Origin of the sequence: Bradyrhizobium ottawaense (assembly GCF_002278135.3) — a bacterium.
Classification (GTDB): domain Bacteria; phylum Pseudomonadota; class Alphaproteobacteria; order Rhizobiales; family Xanthobacteraceae; genus Bradyrhizobium; species Bradyrhizobium ottawaense.
The window spans coordinates 7,800,204-7,819,783 of the sequence record NZ_CP029425.2 but is presented as its reverse complement, the minus strand read 5'-3'; the positions used below and the strand labels follow the sequence as shown (position 1 = coordinate 7,819,783).

At 64.3% G+C, this 19,580-nt stretch carries 16 protein-coding genes; 7 read left to right on the top strand and 9 right to left on the bottom strand.

The window, feature by feature from the left end; all coding sequences use genetic code 11:
* Nucleotides 1–70: 70 nt before the first annotated feature.
* The 9 genes from CIT37_RS36550 to CIT37_RS36510 all read right to left on the bottom strand — a co-directional run bounded on the left by CIT37_RS36550 (nucleotide 71) and on the right by CIT37_RS36510 (nucleotide 9,989).
* Nucleotides 71–1,354, bottom strand: coding sequence for a glycerate kinase type-2 family protein (locus CIT37_RS36550; RefSeq protein WP_028142137.1), 1,284 nt, complete (start codon nucleotides 1,352–1,354; stop codon nucleotides 71–73).
* A 198-nt stretch (nucleotides 1,355–1,552) separates the two neighbouring features.
* Nucleotides 1,553–2,782, bottom strand: a complete 1,230-nt coding sequence (locus CIT37_RS36545) for an ABC transporter substrate-binding protein (protein ID WP_028142136.1) — start codon at nucleotides 2,780–2,782, stop codon at nucleotides 1,553–1,555.
* Between the two features lie 238 nt (nucleotides 2,783–3,020).
* Nucleotides 3,021–4,247 carry an ABC transporter substrate-binding protein gene (locus CIT37_RS36540; protein ID WP_028142135.1) on the bottom strand — a complete coding sequence of 409 codons (1,227 nt, stop codon included), beginning with the start codon at nucleotides 4,245–4,247 and terminating at the stop codon, nucleotides 3,021–3,023.
* A 121-nt stretch (nucleotides 4,248–4,368) separates the two neighbouring features.
* Nucleotides 4,369–5,604, bottom strand: coding sequence for an ABC transporter substrate-binding protein (locus tag CIT37_RS36535; RefSeq protein WP_028142134.1), 1,236 nt, complete (start codon nucleotides 5,602–5,604; stop codon nucleotides 4,369–4,371).
* A gap of 30 nt (nucleotides 5,605–5,634) precedes the next feature.
* Complete coding sequence (locus CIT37_RS36530; protein WP_028142133.1) at nucleotides 5,635–6,654, bottom strand: branched-chain amino acid ABC transporter permease; 1,020 nt, start codon at nucleotides 6,652–6,654, stop codon at nucleotides 5,635–5,637.
* Nucleotides 6,655–6,656: 2 nt separating this feature from the next.
* Nucleotides 6,657–7,535: a branched-chain amino acid ABC transporter permease gene (locus tag CIT37_RS36525; RefSeq protein ID WP_028142132.1), complete on the bottom strand. Its 879-nt coding sequence runs from the start codon at nucleotides 7,533–7,535 to the stop codon at nucleotides 6,657–6,659.
* A 13-nt stretch (nucleotides 7,536–7,548) separates the two neighbouring features.
* Nucleotides 7,549–8,262, bottom strand: a complete 714-nt coding sequence (locus tag CIT37_RS36520) for an ABC transporter ATP-binding protein (protein ID WP_018318824.1) — start codon at nucleotides 8,260–8,262, stop codon at nucleotides 7,549–7,551.
* Complete coding sequence (locus tag CIT37_RS36515) at nucleotides 8,259–9,056, bottom strand: ABC transporter ATP-binding protein (protein ID WP_095424657.1); 798 nt, start codon at nucleotides 9,054–9,056, stop codon at nucleotides 8,259–8,261. Before CIT37_RS36515 ends, CIT37_RS36520 begins: the two co-directional genes overlap by 4 nt.
* Before the next feature lie 66 nt (nucleotides 9,057–9,122).
* Nucleotides 9,123–9,989, bottom strand: a complete 867-nt coding sequence (locus CIT37_RS36510) for an IclR family transcriptional regulator (RefSeq protein ID WP_028142130.1) — start codon at nucleotides 9,987–9,989, stop codon at nucleotides 9,123–9,125.
* A gap of 131 nt (nucleotides 9,990–10,120) precedes the next feature.
* On the opposite strand from CIT37_RS36510, the gene CIT37_RS36505 reads away from it, so the two are divergent.
* From CIT37_RS36505 to CIT37_RS36475, 7 genes are all read left to right on the top strand, one after another.
* Entirely contained in the window at nucleotides 10,121–12,217 is a 2,097-nt protein-coding gene (locus CIT37_RS36505) for a 3-hydroxyacyl-CoA dehydrogenase NAD-binding domain-containing protein (RefSeq protein ID WP_091955910.1), read from the top strand.
* Nucleotides 12,218–12,437: 220 nt separating this feature from the next.
* A complete protein-coding gene (gene pimA, locus CIT37_RS36500; protein ID WP_095424658.1) occupies nucleotides 12,438–14,120 on the top strand; it encodes a dicarboxylate--CoA ligase PimA in 1,683 nt (560 codons plus the stop codon).
* The gene (locus tag CIT37_RS36495) at nucleotides 14,117–15,304 is read left to right on the top strand and encodes an acetyl-CoA C-acyltransferase (RefSeq protein WP_028142127.1); all 1,188 of its coding nucleotides are present in this window, start codon (nucleotides 14,117–14,119) and stop codon (nucleotides 15,302–15,304) included. The genes pimA and CIT37_RS36495 overlap by 4 nt, the downstream gene beginning before the upstream one ends.
* Nucleotides 15,305–15,454: 150 nt before the next feature.
* Complete coding sequence (gene pimC / locus CIT37_RS36490) at nucleotides 15,455–16,645, top strand: pimeloyl-CoA dehydrogenase large subunit (protein ID WP_038950077.1); 1,191 nt, start codon at nucleotides 15,455–15,457, stop codon at nucleotides 16,643–16,645.
* A gap of 130 nt (nucleotides 16,646–16,775) precedes the next feature.
* A complete protein-coding gene (gene pimD, locus CIT37_RS36485; RefSeq protein WP_095424659.1) occupies nucleotides 16,776–17,918 on the top strand; it encodes a pimeloyl-CoA dehydrogenase small subunit in 1,143 nt (380 codons plus the stop codon).
* Between the two features lie 127 nt (nucleotides 17,919–18,045).
* Complete coding sequence (locus CIT37_RS36480) at nucleotides 18,046–18,819, top strand: SDR family NAD(P)-dependent oxidoreductase (RefSeq protein WP_161966270.1); 774 nt, start codon at nucleotides 18,046–18,048, stop codon at nucleotides 18,817–18,819.
* A 122-nt stretch (nucleotides 18,820–18,941) separates the two neighbouring features.
* A complete protein-coding gene (locus tag CIT37_RS36475) occupies nucleotides 18,942–19,319 on the top strand; it encodes an endonuclease domain-containing protein (protein ID WP_334262657.1) in 378 nt (125 codons plus the stop codon).
* Nucleotides 19,320–19,580 lie beyond the last annotated feature (261 nt).

Here is a 19,580-nt window from a genome sequence, read left to right as displayed (position 1 = left end):
TTTTTGGGCAGCGAGGGAAGGCGTGGATGGCCGGGTCAAGCCCGGCCATGACGGGGGAGAAATCTCAGCCTCAATCCACCAAAATCACCCTGATGTCGTTCACGTTGGTCAGCGTCGGGCCCGGCAGCAGCAGGTCGCCGGTCGCCTCGAAGAACGTCGTGGCGTCGTTGTTGTCCAGGTACGCTTGCGGCTGAAGCCCCTGCGCCTTCATCTTTGCGAACGTCGTCGCGTCGATCAGCGCGCCGGCGGGGTCGGTGGGGTTGCCGGCGCCGCCGTCGGCGCCGTCGGTGTCGCCGGCCAGCGCCGAGATGTCAGGCGTGTCCTTGAGCAGAGCGGCGAGCGCCAACGCGTATTCCTGGTTCGGCCCGCCACGTCCATTGCCGCGCACCGTGACGGTGAGCTCGCCGCCGGAGAGGATCGCGAGGCGCTTGCCTTGCGCGCGCGCTTGCAGCGCCAGGCTGGCGTGAGCGGCGGCGACCTCGCGCGCCTCGCCTTCGAGATCGGCGCCGAGGTCGATGGTCTCGTAACCGGATTCGCGCGCGAGCTTCACCGCGGCGTCGAGCGACTGCTTGGGCCGCGCGATCAATTCGAAATGCGCGCGCGAAAAGGCGGCATCGCCGGGCTTGCAGCTTTCGTTGGCGGGATCGTCGAGCGCGCGGCGCACGGCATCGTCGATGTCGAGCTTGTATTTCGCGACGATGGCGCGCGCATCGGCCAACGTGGTCGGATCGGGCACGGTCGGGCCGGAGGCGATCGCGGAAGCGTCGTCATGCGGCACGTCGGAGATCGCGAGCGTCACGATCTGGGCGGCGTTCTTGCCGGCACGCGCAAGGCGTCCGCCCTTGATTCGCGACAGGTGTTTGCGCACGACGTTCATCTCACCGATCGGCGCGCCCGAGCGTAGCAGCGCCTTGTTGACCGCCTGTTTCTGCGCGAAGCTGATACCGTCGCTGGGCGCGATCCAGTTCGCCGAGCCGCCGCCGGTGAGCAGCACCAGGAGCAGATCGTCCGGCCCGGCCTCGCCTGCGAGCGCGAGCGTGTCGGCCGCGCCCTTGAGGCCAGCCTCATCCGGCACGGGATGCCCGGCCTCGACCACGCGGATGCGGCGCGTCGGCACGCCGTAGCCATGGCGCGTGGTGGCGATGCCGACGAGCCGCTCCGGCGCCAGCTTGAGCGTGTCGAGATAATGCCGTTCGGCTGCCGCGGCCATGGCGCCCGCGCCCTTGCCGGCGGCGAGGCAGATCACGCGTCCTCTTGGCGCGGGCCCCAAATGCGGCGCCAGCACCACATTGGGATGGGCAGCGGCAACGGCGGCGTCGTAGAGCGCGCGGAGCAGGGGACGGCGGTCGGTCATGACGATGGCCTTCGGCAGACGGAACAAACTGGCGACACACGCCGCCGTTCACCTGCCTAGCGCATCGGCGGCCAAAGCGTAAGCCGGCTGTGTCATCATTCGAATATGCAATCGCGTGATCATAATCGCCGCGTAGCAAGAAGCCCTCCGCGATGATTTCGCGGAGGGCCCTTTTGAACACTGCGATCCAGCTGGAGGCTAGCCGCCGGCGTCAGCGCTGATGACGTCGCCGAACAGATCCCACTTCTCGCCCTTGAACCTCATGAGCTGAAGCGAGCTGATCGGTGCGAAGTCGTTCGCGCCGGTGTTGATCTTGATGCCGGGCAGCAGCACCTCGGTGCGGAAGTCCTTCAGGCTCGCCGCCTGCTTCATGACGTTTTCGCGCGTGAGATTGTCGCCGCACTTCTTCAGCACTTCCACCAGCGTCTGCGCCACGCCGTAACCGACGATGGTGCCGCCGTCGAGCTTGTCACCTTCAGGGAAGTATTTCGTCATGAACTCCAGGAAACCCTTCATGCCGGCGTCGTCCTTCCACTGAGGATCCGACACGTCCTTCAGGTAGGCAGCCGAAATGATGTCCTGCGAATTCTCGAAGCCGGCGGGCTTGATTACGCTGCCGACCGAGGCCGAGACGTTGTTGAGGAAGTGGGTCGGCTTCCAGCCGATTTCGGAGATCTTCTTGATCGCCTGTGCCGCGAACTTCGGTGTGGTGATGTTGATGAAGATGTCGGCGCCGGTCGCCTTCATCTTCACGATGTGATTGTCGATCGTCGGCTCGGAGGTCTCGTAGCTTTCCTCCAGCACGATCATGCTCGCGGCCTTGGCGCCGAGCCCGTCTTTCAGGCCCTTCAGGTAGTCCTTGCCGTAATCGTCGTTCTGGTAGAGCACGCCGATCTTGGCATTCGGCATCTCCTTCAGGATGTATTTCGCGTAGATCTGCGTCTCGCTCTGGTAATTGGGCTGCCAGCCCATGGTCCAGGGGAAGTTCTGCGGATCATTCCATTTGGTGGCGCCGGTCGCGACGAACAGCTGCGGCACCTTCTTCGAGTTCATGTATTTCTGAATGGCCGAGTTCGGCGGCGTGCCGAGTGAATTGAAGATCAGCAGAACCTCGTCGCTCTCGACCAGCTTGCGTGCCTGCTCCACCGTCTTCGGCGGCGAATAGGCGTCGTCGTAGGAGACGAAATTGATCTTGCGGCCGTTGATGCCGCCCTCTTCGTTGATCTTCTTGAAATAGGCGGCTTCGGTCCGCCCGATGATGCCGTAGGCGGAGGCCGGTCCGCTGTAGGGCATGATGTTGCCGATCTTGATCTCCGTATCGGTCGCGCCGGTATCGTATTTCTTCTGGGCCGATGCGGTGGAGGCCGAGGCCGCAATGAGCGCAAGCGCCAGCGATGCGGCTGCAAGTTTGCCGGTGACAGCGGGCATTCCTATCTCCCTATTTTCTTGGTGTGTATGCGCCCCTTTTCTTGTCTCGATTTTCTTGGCGACGCTGCCGCAATTCAATACGATTTGGCTGATGCCTTCAACAGAAAGCCCCCGGGACGGCGTCGCGGGGGCTGCGTCTTTAGTAGTCAGGGACGGCCGGCTCTCGTGTGCGACTGCGAGAAGGTCCGGCTGTCTTGAGTTGTTTAACCAATCTGGAGCGATTTTGGGTTGCGCCGCTTCAGTGGCCCATCTCGCTCGAGATGATGTCGCCGAACAGCTCCCATTTCCGGCCCTTGAAACGCATCATCTGCAACTGCTCGATCGGGGCGAAATTGTCCGGCGCCGTGTTGATCCTGATGCCGGGCAGCAGCGTGTCGGGCTCGAAATCCTTCAAGGAGGCTGCCTGCCTCATGACGTTCTCGCGGGTGAGGTCGTCGCCGCACATCTGCAGCACTTTGACCATGGTCTGCGCGGCGGCATAGCCGAACACGACGCCGGCATCGAGCTTGTTGGCCTTGGGATCATATTGCGCGAGGAAGTTATAGAATTTCTTCATGCCGTCGTCGGCATTCCACTGCGGATCGGAGCCGTCCTTGGTGTAGCTCGCCGACAGCAGGCCTTGCGAGATCTCCAGGCCCGCCGGCTCGATCACGCCGCCGACGGAGGCCGAGACGTTGGAGACGATGTGGACCGGATGCCAGTTGATCTCCGCCGCCTTCTTGATCGCCTGCGCGGCGAATTTCGGCGTGGTGATGCTGATGAACACGTCGGCGCCCGAGGCCTTCAGCTTCACGACGTGCTCGTCGATGGCGGGCTCCGACGTGTCGTAGGCCTCTTCCAGCACGATCATCGAGGCCTTGGGCCCGAGGCCATCCTTTAGCCCCTTCAGATAATCCTTGCCGAAATCGTCGTTCTGGTAGAGCACGCCGATCTTGCCGTCCGGCTTCTCCTTCATGATGTATTTGGCGTAGATCCGCGCCTCGCTCGCGTAGCTGGGCTGCCAGCCCATGGTCCAGGGATATTGCCTGGGATCGTTCCACTTCGAGGCGCCGCTCGCCACGAACAATTGCGGCACCTTCTTCTCGTTCATGTATTTGCGGATGGCGCCGTTGGTGGACGTGCCGAGCGAGCCGAAGATCAGCAGCACCCCGTCGCTCTCGACCAGCTTGCGCGCCTGCTCCACCGTCTTCGGCGGCGAATAGGCGTCGTCATAGGAGATGAACTTGATCTTGCGCCCGTTGATGCCGCCCTCGGCATTGACCTTGCGGAAATAGGCTTCCTCGGCCTTGCCGATCGCGGCGTAGGCCGAGGCCGGGCCGCTATAGGGCATGATGTTGCCTATTCTGATCTCGGTATCGGATGCGCCGCTGTCGTACTTCTTCTGCGCCAGTGCCGGGCTGCTCATCGCAGTGCACAAAGCGAGCCCGGTCCAGAGGGCCGCAACCTGAAAACGAACGGCGGACATTGTTCTCCTGCCCCGAGTTGGATCGGCGCCGCATTGAACAAGATTGGCGCCTGCCGTCAACAAAAAGCCCCCGCGATCGCTCGCGGGGGCTTCTCGAGGGCCGGACTATTGCGTCAGCGTGTCACTCGGAGGCGACGTCGCCGCTGATGATCTCGCCGAACAGTTCCCACTTCTCACCCTTGAAGCGCTGCATCTGCAGCTGCGCAATCGGGGCGAAGTCGGTAGCGCTGGTGTTGATCTTGACGCCGGGCAGGAGCGTATCCGGCGCAAAATCCTTCAGCGAAGCCGCCTGCTTCATGAGATTGGCGCGGGTGAGATCGTCACCACACATCTCCAGGACCTTGGCCAGGGTCGAGGCCGCGCCGTAGCCATAGACCATGCTGGTGTCGGACTTGTCGGCACCCGGCATGTACTTGTCGACGAACTCGTTCCACTTCTTCATGCCGGGGTCGTTGGCCCACTGCGGATCGGTGGAGTCCTTGGCATAGGCCGCCGACAGCACGCCCTGTGCATTCTCGAAGCCGGCGGGCTTCATCACGCTGCCCACCGAGATCGAGACGTTGGTGAGGATCTGGAGCGGCTTCCAGCTGAGCTCGGCCGTCTTCTTGATGGTCTGCGCCGCGAATTTGGGCGTCGCATAGATCAGCAGCACGTCGGGATTGGCGGCCTTGATCTTGACGATATGGCCGTCGATCGACGGCTCGGACACCTCATAGCTCTCTTCCATGATGATCATGGACGCGCCCTTGGCGCCGAGACCGTCCTTGGTGCCCTTGAGGTAGTCTTTGCCGAAATCGTCGTTCTGATAGAGGATCGCGACCTTGGCGTCGGGCTTCTCCTTCATCAGCCATTTCGCGTAGATCTGGGCTTCGCTCTGGTAGGAGGGCTGCCAGCCGATGGTCCAGGGGAAGTTCTTCGGATCGTTCCACTTGGTGGCGCCGGTGGCGACGAAGAGCTGCGGGATTTTCTTGGCGTTGAGGTACTTCTGGATCGCGCTGTTCGAGGGTGTGCCGAGCGGATTGAACACGGCCAGCACCTCGTCGCTCTCGACCAGCTTGCGGACCTGCTCGACTGCCTTCGGCGGCGAATAGCCGTCGTCATAGGTGACGAAGTTGATCTTGCGGCCGTTGATGCCGCCCTTGTCGTTGATCATCTTGAAATAGGCTTCTTCGGTCTTGCCGATGATGCCATAGGCCGACGCCGGACCGCTGTACGGCATGATGTTGCCGACCTTGATCTCGGTGTCACTTGCGCCGGTGTCGTATTTCTTTTGGGCGAGTGCCGCGCCGGAGGTGAGAGTGATGGCCGCCGTTGCCGTGACCAGCGCGGCGGCTCGCAGTGTTCTTCCAAAATGCAATTCGGTCTCCTTGCTTAATTTAACGGGACTTCAGTTCTTTTTGAGCTTGCCGACGAGTTGCTGGCCAATGATCGCGATCTGCCTTGCGCCGTGCGGCACGAGGTAGATGACGAGGAACAGCAGCACACCGAACACCGCGCCGGAGAGGCCCTTGGAGATGCTCTCCGCCATGTTCGGCACGAAGATGATGAAGGCCGCACCGACGAACGAGCCGGGCAGCCAGCCGACGCCGCCGACCACCATGCCGAGGAACAGCGAGATCGCGAGCGTGATGGTGTAGCTGTCGGGGGCCACGAACTGCACCGCGATGGCGCCGAGCGACCCGGCAATGCCCGTGATCGCCGCCGACACGCCGAAAGCCAGCGTCTTGTAGAGTGCGACGTTGACACCCATCGAGGACGCCGCGATCTCGTTGTCGCGGATCGCCATGAAGGCGCGGCCCGACCTCGAGCGCAACAGGTTCACCGAGAGCATGTAGATCGCGATCGTGACGATGAGCGTGAAGTAGTACAGCCACGTGTCCTGCGACATCGGCAGGCCGAACGGCGCATCCGGCTTGGTGACGACGAGGCCCTGCACGCCGCCGGTCCAGTGTTCCAGGAAGTTCAGCTTCAGCAGTTGCGGCATCGCGGTCGCGAGTGCGAAGGTCGCGAGCGCGAGATAGACGCCCGACAGCCGCAGCGCCGGTTTGCCGAATAGGTACCCGAAGCCGAAGCAGACCACGGCGGAGATCGGAATGGTCAGCGCGTAGTTGATGTTGGCGTGCTCCATCAGCACCGCCGACGTATAGGCGCCGACGGCGTAGAAGGCGCTCTGGCCGAGCGAGAACTGGCCGGAGCCGCCGGTCAGGATGTTCAGCGCCAGCACGGCGAGCCCGTAGATCAGGAGCATCGTCATCTGGAAGATGACGAAGTTCTTGACGAACATCGGCACGATCAAGAGCGCCGCGAGCACCACCAGCGAGGTGCCGGTGCCCAGCGTCATGGCCCGCTTCGGAACGGCCTCGACCGCCTGGTGGCCTTCTGCAACGACTTCTTCTGCAGCGCTCATGATCAAACTCGCTTGACGATGTGCCGACCGAACAGGCCGGCGGGTTTGACGACCAGGACGGAGATGATCAGCGCGAGCGCGATCGGGAGTTTCAGCTCGTTGCCGACGCCGGGGATGTAGGTGCCGGCGAGGTTCTCGAAGACACCGACCAGGAAGCCGCCGACCACGGCGCCGAACGGGCTGGTCAGTCCGCCGAGCACGGCCGCGGCAAAGCCGTAGATCAGCACGCCGCCCATCATGTTCGGCTCGAGAAACACGACCGGCGCGATCAGCATGCCGGCGATCGAGCCGATCGCGGTCGCCATGCCCCAGCCGAGCGCGATCATCCAGGAGGTGTTGATGCCGACGAGGCGGGCCGATTCAGGCACGGAGGCGGCCGCGCGCATGGCAAGACCGATCCGCGTGTACTGGAAGAAGAAATAGAGCCCGAGCAGCAGCAGTATGGTGACGCCGATCATGCCGGCCTGGTGGGTCGAGATCAGCTGGCTGCCGAGGAACGGCGCGGAGCCGAACGGGGTCGGATATTGCTTGATGGTGAAGTCCCAGATCAGGCCCGCCGAGGAGTTGATGATCGCGAACAGCGCGATGAACCCGGCGACGTTGGTCAGCACCGGTGCCTTTGTCAGCGGCTTGAACAGGATCCGCTCGATCGCGATGCCGGCGACGAAGGAGAAGGCCAGCGTGATCACGAAGGCGGCCCAATAAGGCACGCCCCATTGCATCAGCTGCCAGGAGATGAAGGTCGAGAACATCGCCATCTCGCCCTGCGCGAAGTTGAGATGGTCGATGGCCTGGTAGATCATGACCACGGCGAGCGCCATGCAGGCGTAGATCGCGCCCGTGGCAATGCCGGCCAGGACCTGGTTGGTGAACAGCTCCATTGTCCCGGCTCCCTCAGTAACCCAGATAGGATTTGCGGATTTCTTCGTTGTTCGCGATGTCCTTGGCGTTGCCCGACATCACGATGCGGCCGGTCTCGATCACATAGGCCTGGTCGGCGAGCTCCAGCGCGAGCTGGGCGTTCTGCTCGACCACCAGGATCGACACCTTGTCCTCGCGGTTGATCTTGCCAAGGATGCCGAACAGGTCGCGCACCACCAGCGGCGCGAGGCCGAAGGAGGGCTCGTCCAGCAGCATCAGCCGCGGCCGCAGCATCAGGGCGCGGGCGACCGCGAGCATCTGCTGCTCGCCGCCGGAGAGCGTGCCGGCCTGCTGGGTGTGGCGCTGCTTCAGCACCGGGAAATGCGCATACATGCGCTCGATGTCGGAGACGATGCCGGCGCTGTCCTTGCGGGTGATGGCCCCGAGCTGGAGATTCTCCTCCACCGTCATGGTGGTGAAGGTTCCGCGGCCCTGCGGCACGTGGGCGATGCCGAACCGCACGATGCTCTCGGTGGAGCGGTTGTTCAGCGGCTTGCCGTCGAACTCGATGCCGCCGGTGGAGCGCACCATGTTGCAGATCGCGCGCAGCGTGGTGGTCTTGCCGGCGCCGTTGGCCCCGAGCAGCGTCACCAGCGAGCCCTCGTTGAGCGAGAAGGACAGGCCATGGAGCGCCTGGACCTGGCCGTAATAAGCGCGCAGGTCCTTGACGTTGAGCAATGTCGTCATTGGTCCTTGCTCCCGAGATAGGCCTTGATGACGTCGGGGTCCGCCTGCACCTGGGCCGGCGTGCCTTCCGCGAGCTTCTTGCCGAAATTCAGCGCAACGACATGGTCGGCGATCGACATCACCAGGCCCATGTGATGCTCGACCAGCAGCACGGTCATGTGCCGGTCGTCGCGAATGCGGCGAATGAGGTCGCCGAGCACGTAGACCTCTTCGTGGTTGAGGCCACCGGCGGGCTCGTCGAGCAGCAGGATTTTGGGATCGGCAGCCAGTGCGCGCGCCAGCTCGACGCGCTTCTGCGTGCCGAAGGGCAGGCCGGAGACCACGGTGTAGGCGACGTCCTCGAGGTCGAGATAGGCAAGGATCTCGTGCACCTTCTTGTTGACGCTGGTTTCGCTGCGGCGAACCCAGGCAAGCTTCAGGGAGTCGCTGATGATGTCGCTCGAGGTCCTCGAATGCGCGCCGACGCGGACGTTGTCCATCACCGAGAGATTCGGAAACAGTGCCACGTTCTGGAAGGTGCGGCCGATGCCGATCTCGGCGATCCGGTGCGGCGGCCGCCTCAGGATGCTCGCGCCCTCCATCAGGATGTCGCCGGATGACGGCTGGTAGAGCCGGGACAGGCAGTTGAAGAGCGTGGTCTTGCCGGCGCCGTTGGGGCCGATCAAGCCGAGGATCTGGCCCTTGTGCATGTCGAAGGACACGCCGTTGAGCGCGATGATGCCGCCGAACACGACGCTGACGTCGCGAACCGCGAGCAGGGGCGATGTCCCCTGCGCGAGCTGTGCCTGCGTCATCTCGTCTCGCTCACGTCATTCAGTGAGCGAAGGGGCGATGCGAACCGCTCCCGATGATGACAAAGGCTATCTGAATCCCTCGGCCACACGCGCAACTTTTCCTCCTGATTTCAGCTTTTTGCTGACGTCTTTTTTGGAATGCGGCATTAGACCCCCGAGCGCCGCTTCGATGTTCCTTACCATCGCTAAGAGACGCGGTCCAATGTCGTTGATCAAACGCTCTTCCGTGAAGCGGAATGCGGGCGCGCCGCAATTGAATGCGTAGGGACCGGTTCCGTCGTTGAGCCTGAGTGCGACGCCGGCGGCGCCGATGTCGTCGTGCCAGTCGCCGACGGAGATCGCAAAACCGTATTTCGCGACGGTTTCGCCGGAACGTTCCAGCCCGTCGCGCATCTTGGGCCAGCGGCTGCCGTAATGTTCGCGCAAGAGGCGCGACAGGTCTGCGCGGTCCGCGTCGTCGAGCGCCCAGAAATAGGCGCGGCCCATCGCGCTGGTTGCAATCGGCACGCGGGAGCCGACGTCAAGTTGAACCCCGACGGTCTCGCTGCCGCGGCTTTGCCCGAAATAGATCATGCTGTGACGGTCGCGGCCGCCGACGGCGACGGCGCCGCCGGTCGCGCGCATCACGTCCTCGCGGAACGGCTCGGACAAATGCCGAACGCCGAGATTGGCGAGCGCGGCGTAGCCGAGCGACATCGCCGCGGGTGTGAGCTGGTACTTCTCGAAGCGGGGAACCGGCGCAAGATAGCCCAGCTTGGTCAAGGTGTAGGTCAGCCGCGACACGGTCGGCTTCGGCAGATTGGTGCGAGCCGCAATCTCCTGATTGCCGAGAAGGCCGTCATTGGGGTGGAATGCGCGCAATACGTCCAGTCCGCGGGAAAGCGCGACGACGAAATTCCGATCGGTCGCAGTCTTCTTTCCTGTACGCTTCATCCCTGATCTGCTTCTTGCGCGGAGTCGTTGACAAGCCACGTGCTTCAAAATAACCCTGCCGTCAAGATGCGGAATTAAATTCCGCACCGCGAAATCGAACAAAAGTAAATCCCCACCAAGGAGGGAACACCGTGAGCGAAGTGGTCAAGCTTGAGCGTCATGACGAGGTCGGGATCGTCACGGTCGACAGCCCTCCGGTCAATGCTCTGAGTGCCGCGGTCCGTGGCGGCATCCTGGAGTGCATCAAGGCCGCAATTGCCGATCCCGCCATCAAGGGCATCGTGCTGACCTGTGCCGGCCGCACCTTCATCGCCGGTGCCGACATCACCGAATTCGGCAAGCCGCCGAAGGCGCCGGCCCTCAACGACGTGCTGTCCGAGATCGAGAATTCGCCCAAGCCCGTGGTTGCCGCGATCCACGGCACCGCGCTCGGCGGCGGCCTCGAGGTCGCGCTCGCCTGCCATTTCCGCGTCGCGGTGAAAGAGGCCAGGCTCGGCCTGCCCGAGGTGAAGCTCGGACTGCTGCCGGGCGCCGGCGGCACCCAGCGCCTGCCGCGCGCGGTCGGTCCCGAACTCGCTGTCAAGATGATCGTCGGCGGTGATCCCATCGGTGCTGCGGAAGCGCTCAAGAACGGCCTGATCGAGGAAATCATCGAGGGACCGGCATCGGGCGGCGAGGCCTTCGTGCGCAAGCTGCTGGCCGAGAAGCGTCCGCTGCGGCGCCTGCGCGACGACGATTCCAAGATCGCGGCGGCCAAGGCCGACCGCTCGATCTTCACCAATGCAGTCGCCGCCATGACCAAGAAATCGCGCGGCCTGGAGGCGCCGTTCGCTGCCGCCGACGCCGTGGGCTACGCCATTGACCTACCTTTCGACGAAGGCCTGAAGAAGGAGCGCGAGGGTTTTCTGAAGCTCGTCGCCAGCGATCAGTCGAAGGCGCAGCGTTATGCGTTCTTCGCCGAGCGCGAGGCTGCCAAGATTGCGGGCGTTCCCGACGGCACCAAGTCGCGTCCCGTGAACCGGGTCGCCATCCTCGGCGCCGGCACCATGGGCGGCGGCATCGCGATGTCCTTTGCCAATGCCGGCGTTCCCGTCACCCTGATCGAGACCGGCGAGGAGCAGCTCAAGCGCGGCATGGGCATCATGCAGAAGAACTGGGAAGCGACCGCCGCGCGCGGCGGCATCCCGGCCGATGCGCCCGCCAAGCGCATGGCGCTGATCAACGGCGTCGTCGGCATCGAGAATGTCGGCGATGCCGACCTCGTCATCGAAGCGGTGTTCGAGACCATGGCGGTGAAGAAGGAAGTGTTCGGCAAGCTCGACCAGTACGTCAAGCCCGGCGCCGTGCTCGCCTCCAACACCTCGTATCTCAACATCGACGAGATCGCGAAGTCGACCAAGCGTCCGCAGGACGTGCTCGGCATGCACTTCTTCTCGCCGGCCAACGTCATGAAGCTGTGCGAGATCGTCCGCGCCGACAAGACCGCGCCGGACGCGCTGGTCACCGCGGTGAACATTGCGCGCAAGATCGCGAAAGTGCCGGCCGTGGTCGGCGTCTGCGACGGCTTTGTAGGCAACCGCATGCTGGCCCAGCGCGGCAAGCAGTCGGAGAAGCTCTTGTTCGAAGGCGCGCTGCCGCAGCAGGTCGACGCTGTCGTCACCAAGTTCGGCATGCCGATGGGGCCGTTCGCGATGGGCGACCTCGCCGGCCTCGACATCGGCTGGCGCTCGCGCAAGGACCGCGGCATCAAGTCGGAGATCGCGGACGCGCTGTGCGAGGCCGGCCGCTTCGGCCAGAAGACCGGCAAGGGCTACTACAAGTACGAAGCCGGCAGCCGCTCGGCGCTGCCCGATCCGGAGGTCGAGAAGCTGATCGATGAGACGCTTGCCCGTCTCGGCCGCAAGAAGCGCGTCGTCAGCGATGACGAGATCCTCGAGCGCATGATGTATCCGATGATCAACGAGGGCGCGAAGATCCTCGAAGAGGGCATCGCCGCACGTCCCTCCGATATCGACGTGGTCTGGCTCTATGGCTATGGCTGGCCGATCTACCGCGGCGGCCCGATGTTCTGGGCCGACAGCGTCGGCCTCAAGCACATCGCCGATCGCCTGGCCTTCTACGCCAAGGAGACCAACGACCCCAGCCTCGAGCCCGCACCGCTGCTGAAGAAGCTCGCGGCCGAAGGGAAGACGTTCGCCTCGCTGGCGGCGGCGTCGAAGGCGGCTTGATCGGTTTGGTAGCTGCTGCAATGTCGCGCTCCGGGCAAAGCTCTCTCCGTTCCCTCCCCCCTTGTAGGGGAGGGGCAGGGAGGGGGGTGGCCCCGGGCGAGGTCAGTGTTCGTGGCTACCCCCTTCCCCAACCCTTCCCCACAAGGGGGAAGGGAGCCCGTCCGCCGGTGTCCACCTCACACGACCCGGCGATTACCGTTTTGCAGAGTATCGATCGCCAATGACCCATCCCGGCGAACAGTTTTATCCCGAGGGCGTGCGGTGGGACGACACCATCGTCCAGGGCTCGCTGCCTGACCTCTTGTCGAAGGCCGTCGCCGAATACGGCACGCGCACCGCGCTGGAATTCCGCGATCGCCCGATCACCTACACCGAGCTCGCAGCTCAGGCCGAGCGTGCGGCGGCGGCGTTCCTGCGCGCCGGCTGCGGCAAGGGCACGTCCGTTGCGCTGTTCCTCGGCAACTCGCCGGACCATCCCGTCAATTTTCTCGGCGCGCTGAAGGCAGGCGCCCGCCTCGCGCATCTCTCCCCGCTCGACGGCGAGATCGCGCTGACCCACAAGATCTCCGATTCCGGCTCGCGCCTGCTCGTCACCTCCAACCTCGCCGCCCTGCTGCCGACCGCGCTGAAGTTCCTTGAAAAGGGGCTGATCGACCGCCTCGTCGTCTGCGAGGACGATCATTGGGGCAAGGTCGGCACGCCGCAGGCGGCGATCCCGGATGATCCCCGCATCGTCACCTTCAAGGCCTTCACCGAGGGCGCGACCGCGCCGGCGGCGTGGCCCGTCGTCATTGCCGACGACGTCGCCCTGCTGCAATATACCGGCGGCACCACCGGCCTGCCCAAGGGCGCGATGCTGACCCACGGCAATCTCACCTCGGCGGTGTCGATCTACGACGTCTGGGGCAAGCCATCGCGCGCCGCGCGGGGCGAGACGATCGAGCGCGTGATCTGCGTGCTGCCGCTGTTCCACATCTACGCGCTGACCGTGGTGCTGCTGTCGTCGCTCAGCCGCGGCAATCTGATCTCGCTGCATCAGCGTTTCGACGTCGAAGCCGTGATGCGCGACATCGAGGTCAAGCGCGCGACCTATTTTCCGGGCGTGCCGACGATGTGGATCGCGATCGCCGCACTGCCGGATCTCGACAAGCGCGACTTCTCCTCGCTCGCCACCATCGGCTCCGGCGGCGCGCCGCTGCCGGTGGAGATCGCGAATTTCTTCGAGCGCAAGGTCGGCAAGAAGCTGCGCAGCGGCTGGGGCATGACCGAGACCTGCTCGCCCGGCACCGGCCATCCGCCCACCGGCCCCGACAAGCCCGGCTCGATCGGCCTGATGCTGCCCGGCATCGAGCTCGACGTCGTCGCGCTCGACGATCCCAAGCGCGTGCTTGCGCCGGGCGAGGTCGGAGAGATCCGCATCAAGGGCCCGAACGTCACCAAGGGGTACTGGAACAAGCCGGAGGGATCCACGGACGCCTTCGTCGACGGCCGCTTCCTCACCGGCGACATCGGCTATGTCGACAGCGACGGCTATTTCTTCCTGGTCGACCGCAAGAAGGACATGATCATCTCCGGCGGCTTCAACGTCTATCCGCAGATGATCGAGCAGGCGATCTACACCATTGCTGGCGTGCACGAGGTGATCGTGCTCGGCATTCCCGACCAGTACCGCGGCGAGGCCGCCAAGGCCTTCATCAAGCTGAAGCCGGAGGCAAAGCCGTTCTCGCTCGACGAGCTGCGCGCGCAGCTCGCCGGCAAGCTCGGCAAGCACGAATTGCCGGCCGAGGTCGAATTCGTCGACGATCTGCCGCGAACGCCTGTCGGAAAATTGTCGCGCCACGAATTGCGCCAGCAGCAGAAACCGTCACAATCCACTAAACCCGCATCAGGAGCTCGTTCTTGACCGACGCCGTCATCGTTTCCACCGCCCGCACCCCGATCGGCAAGGCCTATCGCGGCGCGCTCAACGCCACCGAGGGCGCAACCCTGCTCGGCCACGCCATCGGCGAAGCCGTCGCGCGCGCCAAGGTCGATCCGAAGGAGATCGAGGACGTCGTGATGGGCGCGGCGCTGCAGCAGGGTTCGACTGGCGGCAACATCGCGCGCAAGGCGCTGCTGCGCGCCGGCCTTCCCGTCACCGTCGCCGGCACCACGATCGACCGGCAATGCGCCTCGGGCCTGCAGGCGATCGCGCTCGCCGCGCGCTCGGTGATTTTTGACGGCGTCGAGATCGCGGTCGGCGGCGGTGGCGAGTCGATCAGTCTCGTGCAGAACGACAAGATGAACGGCTTCCACGCCCAGGACCCTGCGCTGCTCAAGATCAAGAGCGAGGTCTACATGCCCATGATCGACACGGCGGAAGTCGTTGCCAAGCGCTACGGCATCTCGCGCGAGAAGCAGGACGAATATTCGCTGGAGAGCCAGCGCCGCACTGCGGCCGCCCAGCAGGGCGGCAAGTTCAAGGAGGAGATCGCGCCGATCACGACGCAGATGGCGGTCACCGACAAGGCCACCGGCGCCGTTTCGATGAAGGACGTCACGCTGTCGCAGGACGAGGGCCCGCGTCCCGAGACGACGATCGAAGGCCTCGCCGGCCTCAAGCCCGTGCGCGGCGAGGGATTCACCGTTACCGCCGGCAATGCCAGTCAGCTCTCCGACGGCGCCAGCGCCTCCGTCATCATGAGCGACAAGGAAGCCTCCAAGCGTGGCCTCAAGCCGCTCGGCATCTTCCGCGGCTTCGTCTCGGCCGGCTGCGAGCCGGACGAGATGGGCATCGGCCCGGTCTTCGCCGTGCCGCGCCTGCTCAAGCGCCACGGCCTCACCGTCGACGACATCGGTCTCTGGGAGCTGAACGAAGCCTTCGCGGTGCAGGTGCTGTATTGCCGCGACAAGCTCGGCATCGACCCCGAGAAGATCAACGTCGACGGCGGTGCGATCGCGGTCGGCCATCCCTACGGCATGTCCGGCGCGCGCCTCACCGGCCACGCTTTGATCGAAGGCCGCCGCCGCAAGGCAAAGTACGCGGTTGTCACCATGTGCGTCGGCGGCGGCATGGGCGCGGCAGGGCTGTTCGAGGTGCTGCAGTAAAACGTTTCTGTCATTCCGGGGCGCCGCAAAGCGGCGAGCCCGGAATCCGTAACCACCAATCGGGGATATGGATTCCGGGCCTGCGCCTTACGGCGCATCCCGGAATGACGGCGGATTTGGTAAGAACAAAACTGTTCACAGGAGGATCCGATGGATCTCGCATTCACGAAAGAAGAGCAGGCGTTTCGCGAGGAAGTGCGGCAGTTCTTCCGCGACAACGTGCCGCCGGATACGCGGCGCAAGATGGTCGAGGGGCGTCACCTCAGCAAGGACGAGATGGTGAATTGGTGGCGCATCCTCAACAAGAAGGGCTGGGGCGTCAGCCATTGGCCCAAGCAATATGGCGGCACCGGCTGGACCAGCGTGCAGCACTACATCTTCAACGAGGAACTGCAGTCCTATCCGGCGCCGCAGCCACTCGCCTTCGGCGTCAGCATGGTCGGCCCGGTCATCTACACCTTCGGGAACGAGGAGCAGAAGAAGCAGTACCTGCCGCGCATCGCCAATGTCGACGACTGGTGGTGCCAGGGCTTCTCCGAGCCCGGCTCCGGCTCCGACCTCGCCTCGCTCAAGACCAAGGCCGAGCGCAAGGGCGACAAGTGGATCATCAACGGCCAGAAGACCTGGACCACGCTGGCCCAGCACGCCGACATGATCTTCTGCCTGTGCCGCACCGATCCCGGCGCCAAGAAGCAGATGGGCATCTCCTTCATCGTGTTCTCGATGAAGTCGAAAGGCGTCACGGTGCGCCCGATCCAGACCATCGACGGCGGCGTCGAGGTCAACGAAGTGTTCTTCGACGACGTCGAGGTGCCCTACGAGAATCTGATCGGCGAGGAGAACAAGGGCTGGGACTACGCAAAATTCCTGCTCGGCAATGAGCGCACCGGCATCGCCCGTGTCGGCGTCTCCAAGGAGCGGCTGCGCCGCATCCGCGATCTCGCCGGCAAGGTGGAATCCGGCGGCAAGCCGATCATCCAGGACGCCGCTTTCCGCGAGAAGCTCGCCGCCTGCGAGATCGAGCTGAAGGCGCTCGAGCTCACCCAGCTGCGCGTCGTGGCGGATGAAGGCAAGCACGGCAAGGGCAAGCCCAATCCGGCCTCCTCGGTGCTGAAGATCAAGGGCTCCGAGATCCAGCAGACCACCACCGAGCTGCTCATGGAAGTGATCGGACCGTTCGCCGCGCCGTTCGACGTGCACGGCGACGATGGCTCGAACGAAGCCATGGACTGGACCGCCCAGATCGCGCCGAGCTACTTCAACAACCGCAAGGTCTCGATCTACGGCGGCTCCAATGAGATCCAGCGCAACATCATCGCCAAGGCGGTGCTGGGGCTCTAGGCGTCATTCCGGGGCGCGCGCAGCGCGAGCCCGGAATCCATAACCACGATCGGGAGTATGGATCCCGGGCTCGCGCGACGCGCGCCCCGGGATGACGAAGCAGAAATTCCGGGTACGAGGAACCAAAGACATGGATTTTGATCTGAACGAGGAGCAGCGGCTTCTCAAGGACAGCATCGACGGCCTGCTGACCGATTCCTACGATTTCGAAAGCCGCAAGAAGTACATGAAGGAGAAGGGCGGCTGGAGCAAAGCGGTCTGGCTCAAGCTCGCCGAGCAGGGCCTGCTCGGCCTGCCCTTCAGCGAGGCCGATGGCGGCTTCGGCGGCGGCGGCGTCGAGACCATGATCGTGATGGAAGCGCTCGGCAAGGCGCTGGTGCTCGAGCCGTATCTGGCAACGGTCGTGATCGGCGGCGGCTTCCTGCGCCATGCCGGCACCGACGCGCAGAAGGCGGCGCACGTGCCCGGCATCATCGACGGCAGCAAGACGCTGGCGTTTGCCCAGCTCGAGAAGAACTCGCGCTACGATCTCTTCGACGTCGCGACCACCGCGAAGAAGAAGGGCGAGGCTTACGTCATGGACGGCGAGAAATTCGTCGTGCTCAACGGCGAGAACGCCGACACGCTCGTTGTCACCGCCCGCACCAAGGGCGAGCGTCGCGACAGGACCGGCATCGGCGTGTTCCTGGTTCCTGCCAACGCCAAGGGCGTGACCAGGAAGTCCTACCCGACCCAGGACGGCCTGCACGCCGCCGACATCACCCTCACCGGTGTCGAGGTCGGCGCTGATGCCGTGCTCGGCAATCCCGACGATTCGCTCGCGCTGATCGAACGTGTCGTCGACGAAGCCCGCGTCGCGCTCTGCGCCGAGGCGGTCGGCCTGATGGACGAGTCGCTCAAGACCACCGTCGAGTACATCAAGACGCGAAAGCAGTTCGGCGTCGCGATCGGCTCGTTCCAGTCGCTGCAGCACCGGGCATCCGACATGTTCGTGGCGGCCGAGCAGGCGCGCTCGATGTCGATGTTCGCGACCATGGCGAACGACTTCGAGAACGCCAAGGAGCGCAGCAATGCCATTGCCGCGGCCAAGGTGCAGATCGGCAAGTCGCTGAAATTCGTCGGACAGCAGGCGATCCAGCTGCACGGCGGCATCGGCATGACCATGGAGGCGAAGATCGGCCACTACTTCAAGCGCCTCACCATGATCGAGAACTCGTTCGGTGACACCGACTACCACCAGCGCCGCGTCGCTGATGGTGGCGGGTTGATCTAGCCTCGCTGTCATCCCGGGGCGCGCGTAGCGCGAACCCGGGATCCATCGGGCGGCAATACGCGCGGTGAAATGGATTCCGGGTTCGCGCTATGCGCGCCCCGGAATGACCAGGAAGAAGGAGCCGACAATGAAGAACACCCCGTTCGATCTCACCGGCAAGGTCGCGGTCGTCACCGGCTCCAGCCGCGGCATCGGCCGCTCCTCCGCTGAACTCCTCGCCAAGCTCGGCGCCAAGGTCGTGGTGTCCTCGCGCAAGGCCGACGCCTGCCAGGAGGTCGTCGACGGCATCAAGGCGGCCGGCGGTGACGCCACCGTCATCCCATGCAACATCGCACGCAAGGCCGAGGTCGAGGCGCTGATCGCGGGCGCCGCGAAGCATTACGGCAAGATCGACATCCTCGTCTGCAACGCCGCGGTGAATCCCTATTACGGCCCGCTGCTCGACATCACCGACGAGGCCTTCGACAAGATCATGGGGAGCAACGTCAAGAGCAACATCTGGCTCTCCGCGCTCGCGATCCCGCAAATGGCGGAACGCGGCAGCGGCTCCGTCGTCATCATCTCCTCGATCGGCGGCCTGCGCGGCTCCACCGTGATCGGCGCCTACGGCATCTCGAAAGCGGCCGACTTCGCGCTGTGCCGCTCGCTCGCCGGCGAGTGGGGCCCGAAAGGCGTCCGCGTCAACTGCATCGCGCCCGGCCTCGTCAAGACCGATTTCGCCCGCGCGCTGTGGGAAGACGAAGCCGTGCTGAAGCGCCGCACCGCCACCACGCCGCTGCGCCGCATCGGCGAACCCGACGAAATCGCCGGCGCGGTCGCCTATCTCGCCTCGGATGCGTCGAGCTTCATGACCGGACAGACCATCGTCATCGACGGCGGCGTGACCACGGCGGCGGTGTAGACTCTAGCGACTTGTAATTGTAGTGAAGTGGCGCTTCACTTCACCCTCCCCTGGAGGGGGAGGGTCGCTCGCGCTAAGCGCGAGCGGGGTGGGGTGAAGCCACAAGAATGGTCTCAACATCAATCCGACGCGCCGCCGCGAAGAGGCTTAGGGCGAACGCGACGCCGCACGAGCGGATACTATGGCGTGCGCTCAAAGGCCTCCCGATGGACGGATCGCACTTCCGCCGACAAGCGCCGATCGGCCCCTACGTCGTTGACTTCTTCTGTCCGGCCAAGCGGCTCATCATCGAGCTCGATGGCGGGCATCACAACGAAGACGATACGGCTGCCCGCGACCTCGAGCGCCAACGCTGGCTCGAGAACGAAGGCTACCGCGTCATCCGCTTCTGGAATTCTGAGATCGGGAGCGACCTGACCGCCGTACTCGAACGCATCTATGTCGAGTTGTACGGATCGCGTGAAGCTGAAATCACACCTTTGAAGCACCGTCGCACGTAGCGGTGCGCGTCTCTTCTCTTACCCTCCCCTGGAGGGGGAGGGTCGATCGCGCGTAGCGCGAGCGGGGTGGGGTGATCTCTCCGCTCGGGCAGTGTTCGATGAGGAGAGACCGTCACCCCACCCCGTCTCGCATTTCGCTGCGCTCAATGTGAGCCGACCCTCCCCCTCCAGGGGAGGGTAAGAGGAGACCCGCCTTGACCTCGGACCGGCAATCCCGTTTCTTTGCCGCGACACAATGACCCCCTCAGGGAAAACGCCAAG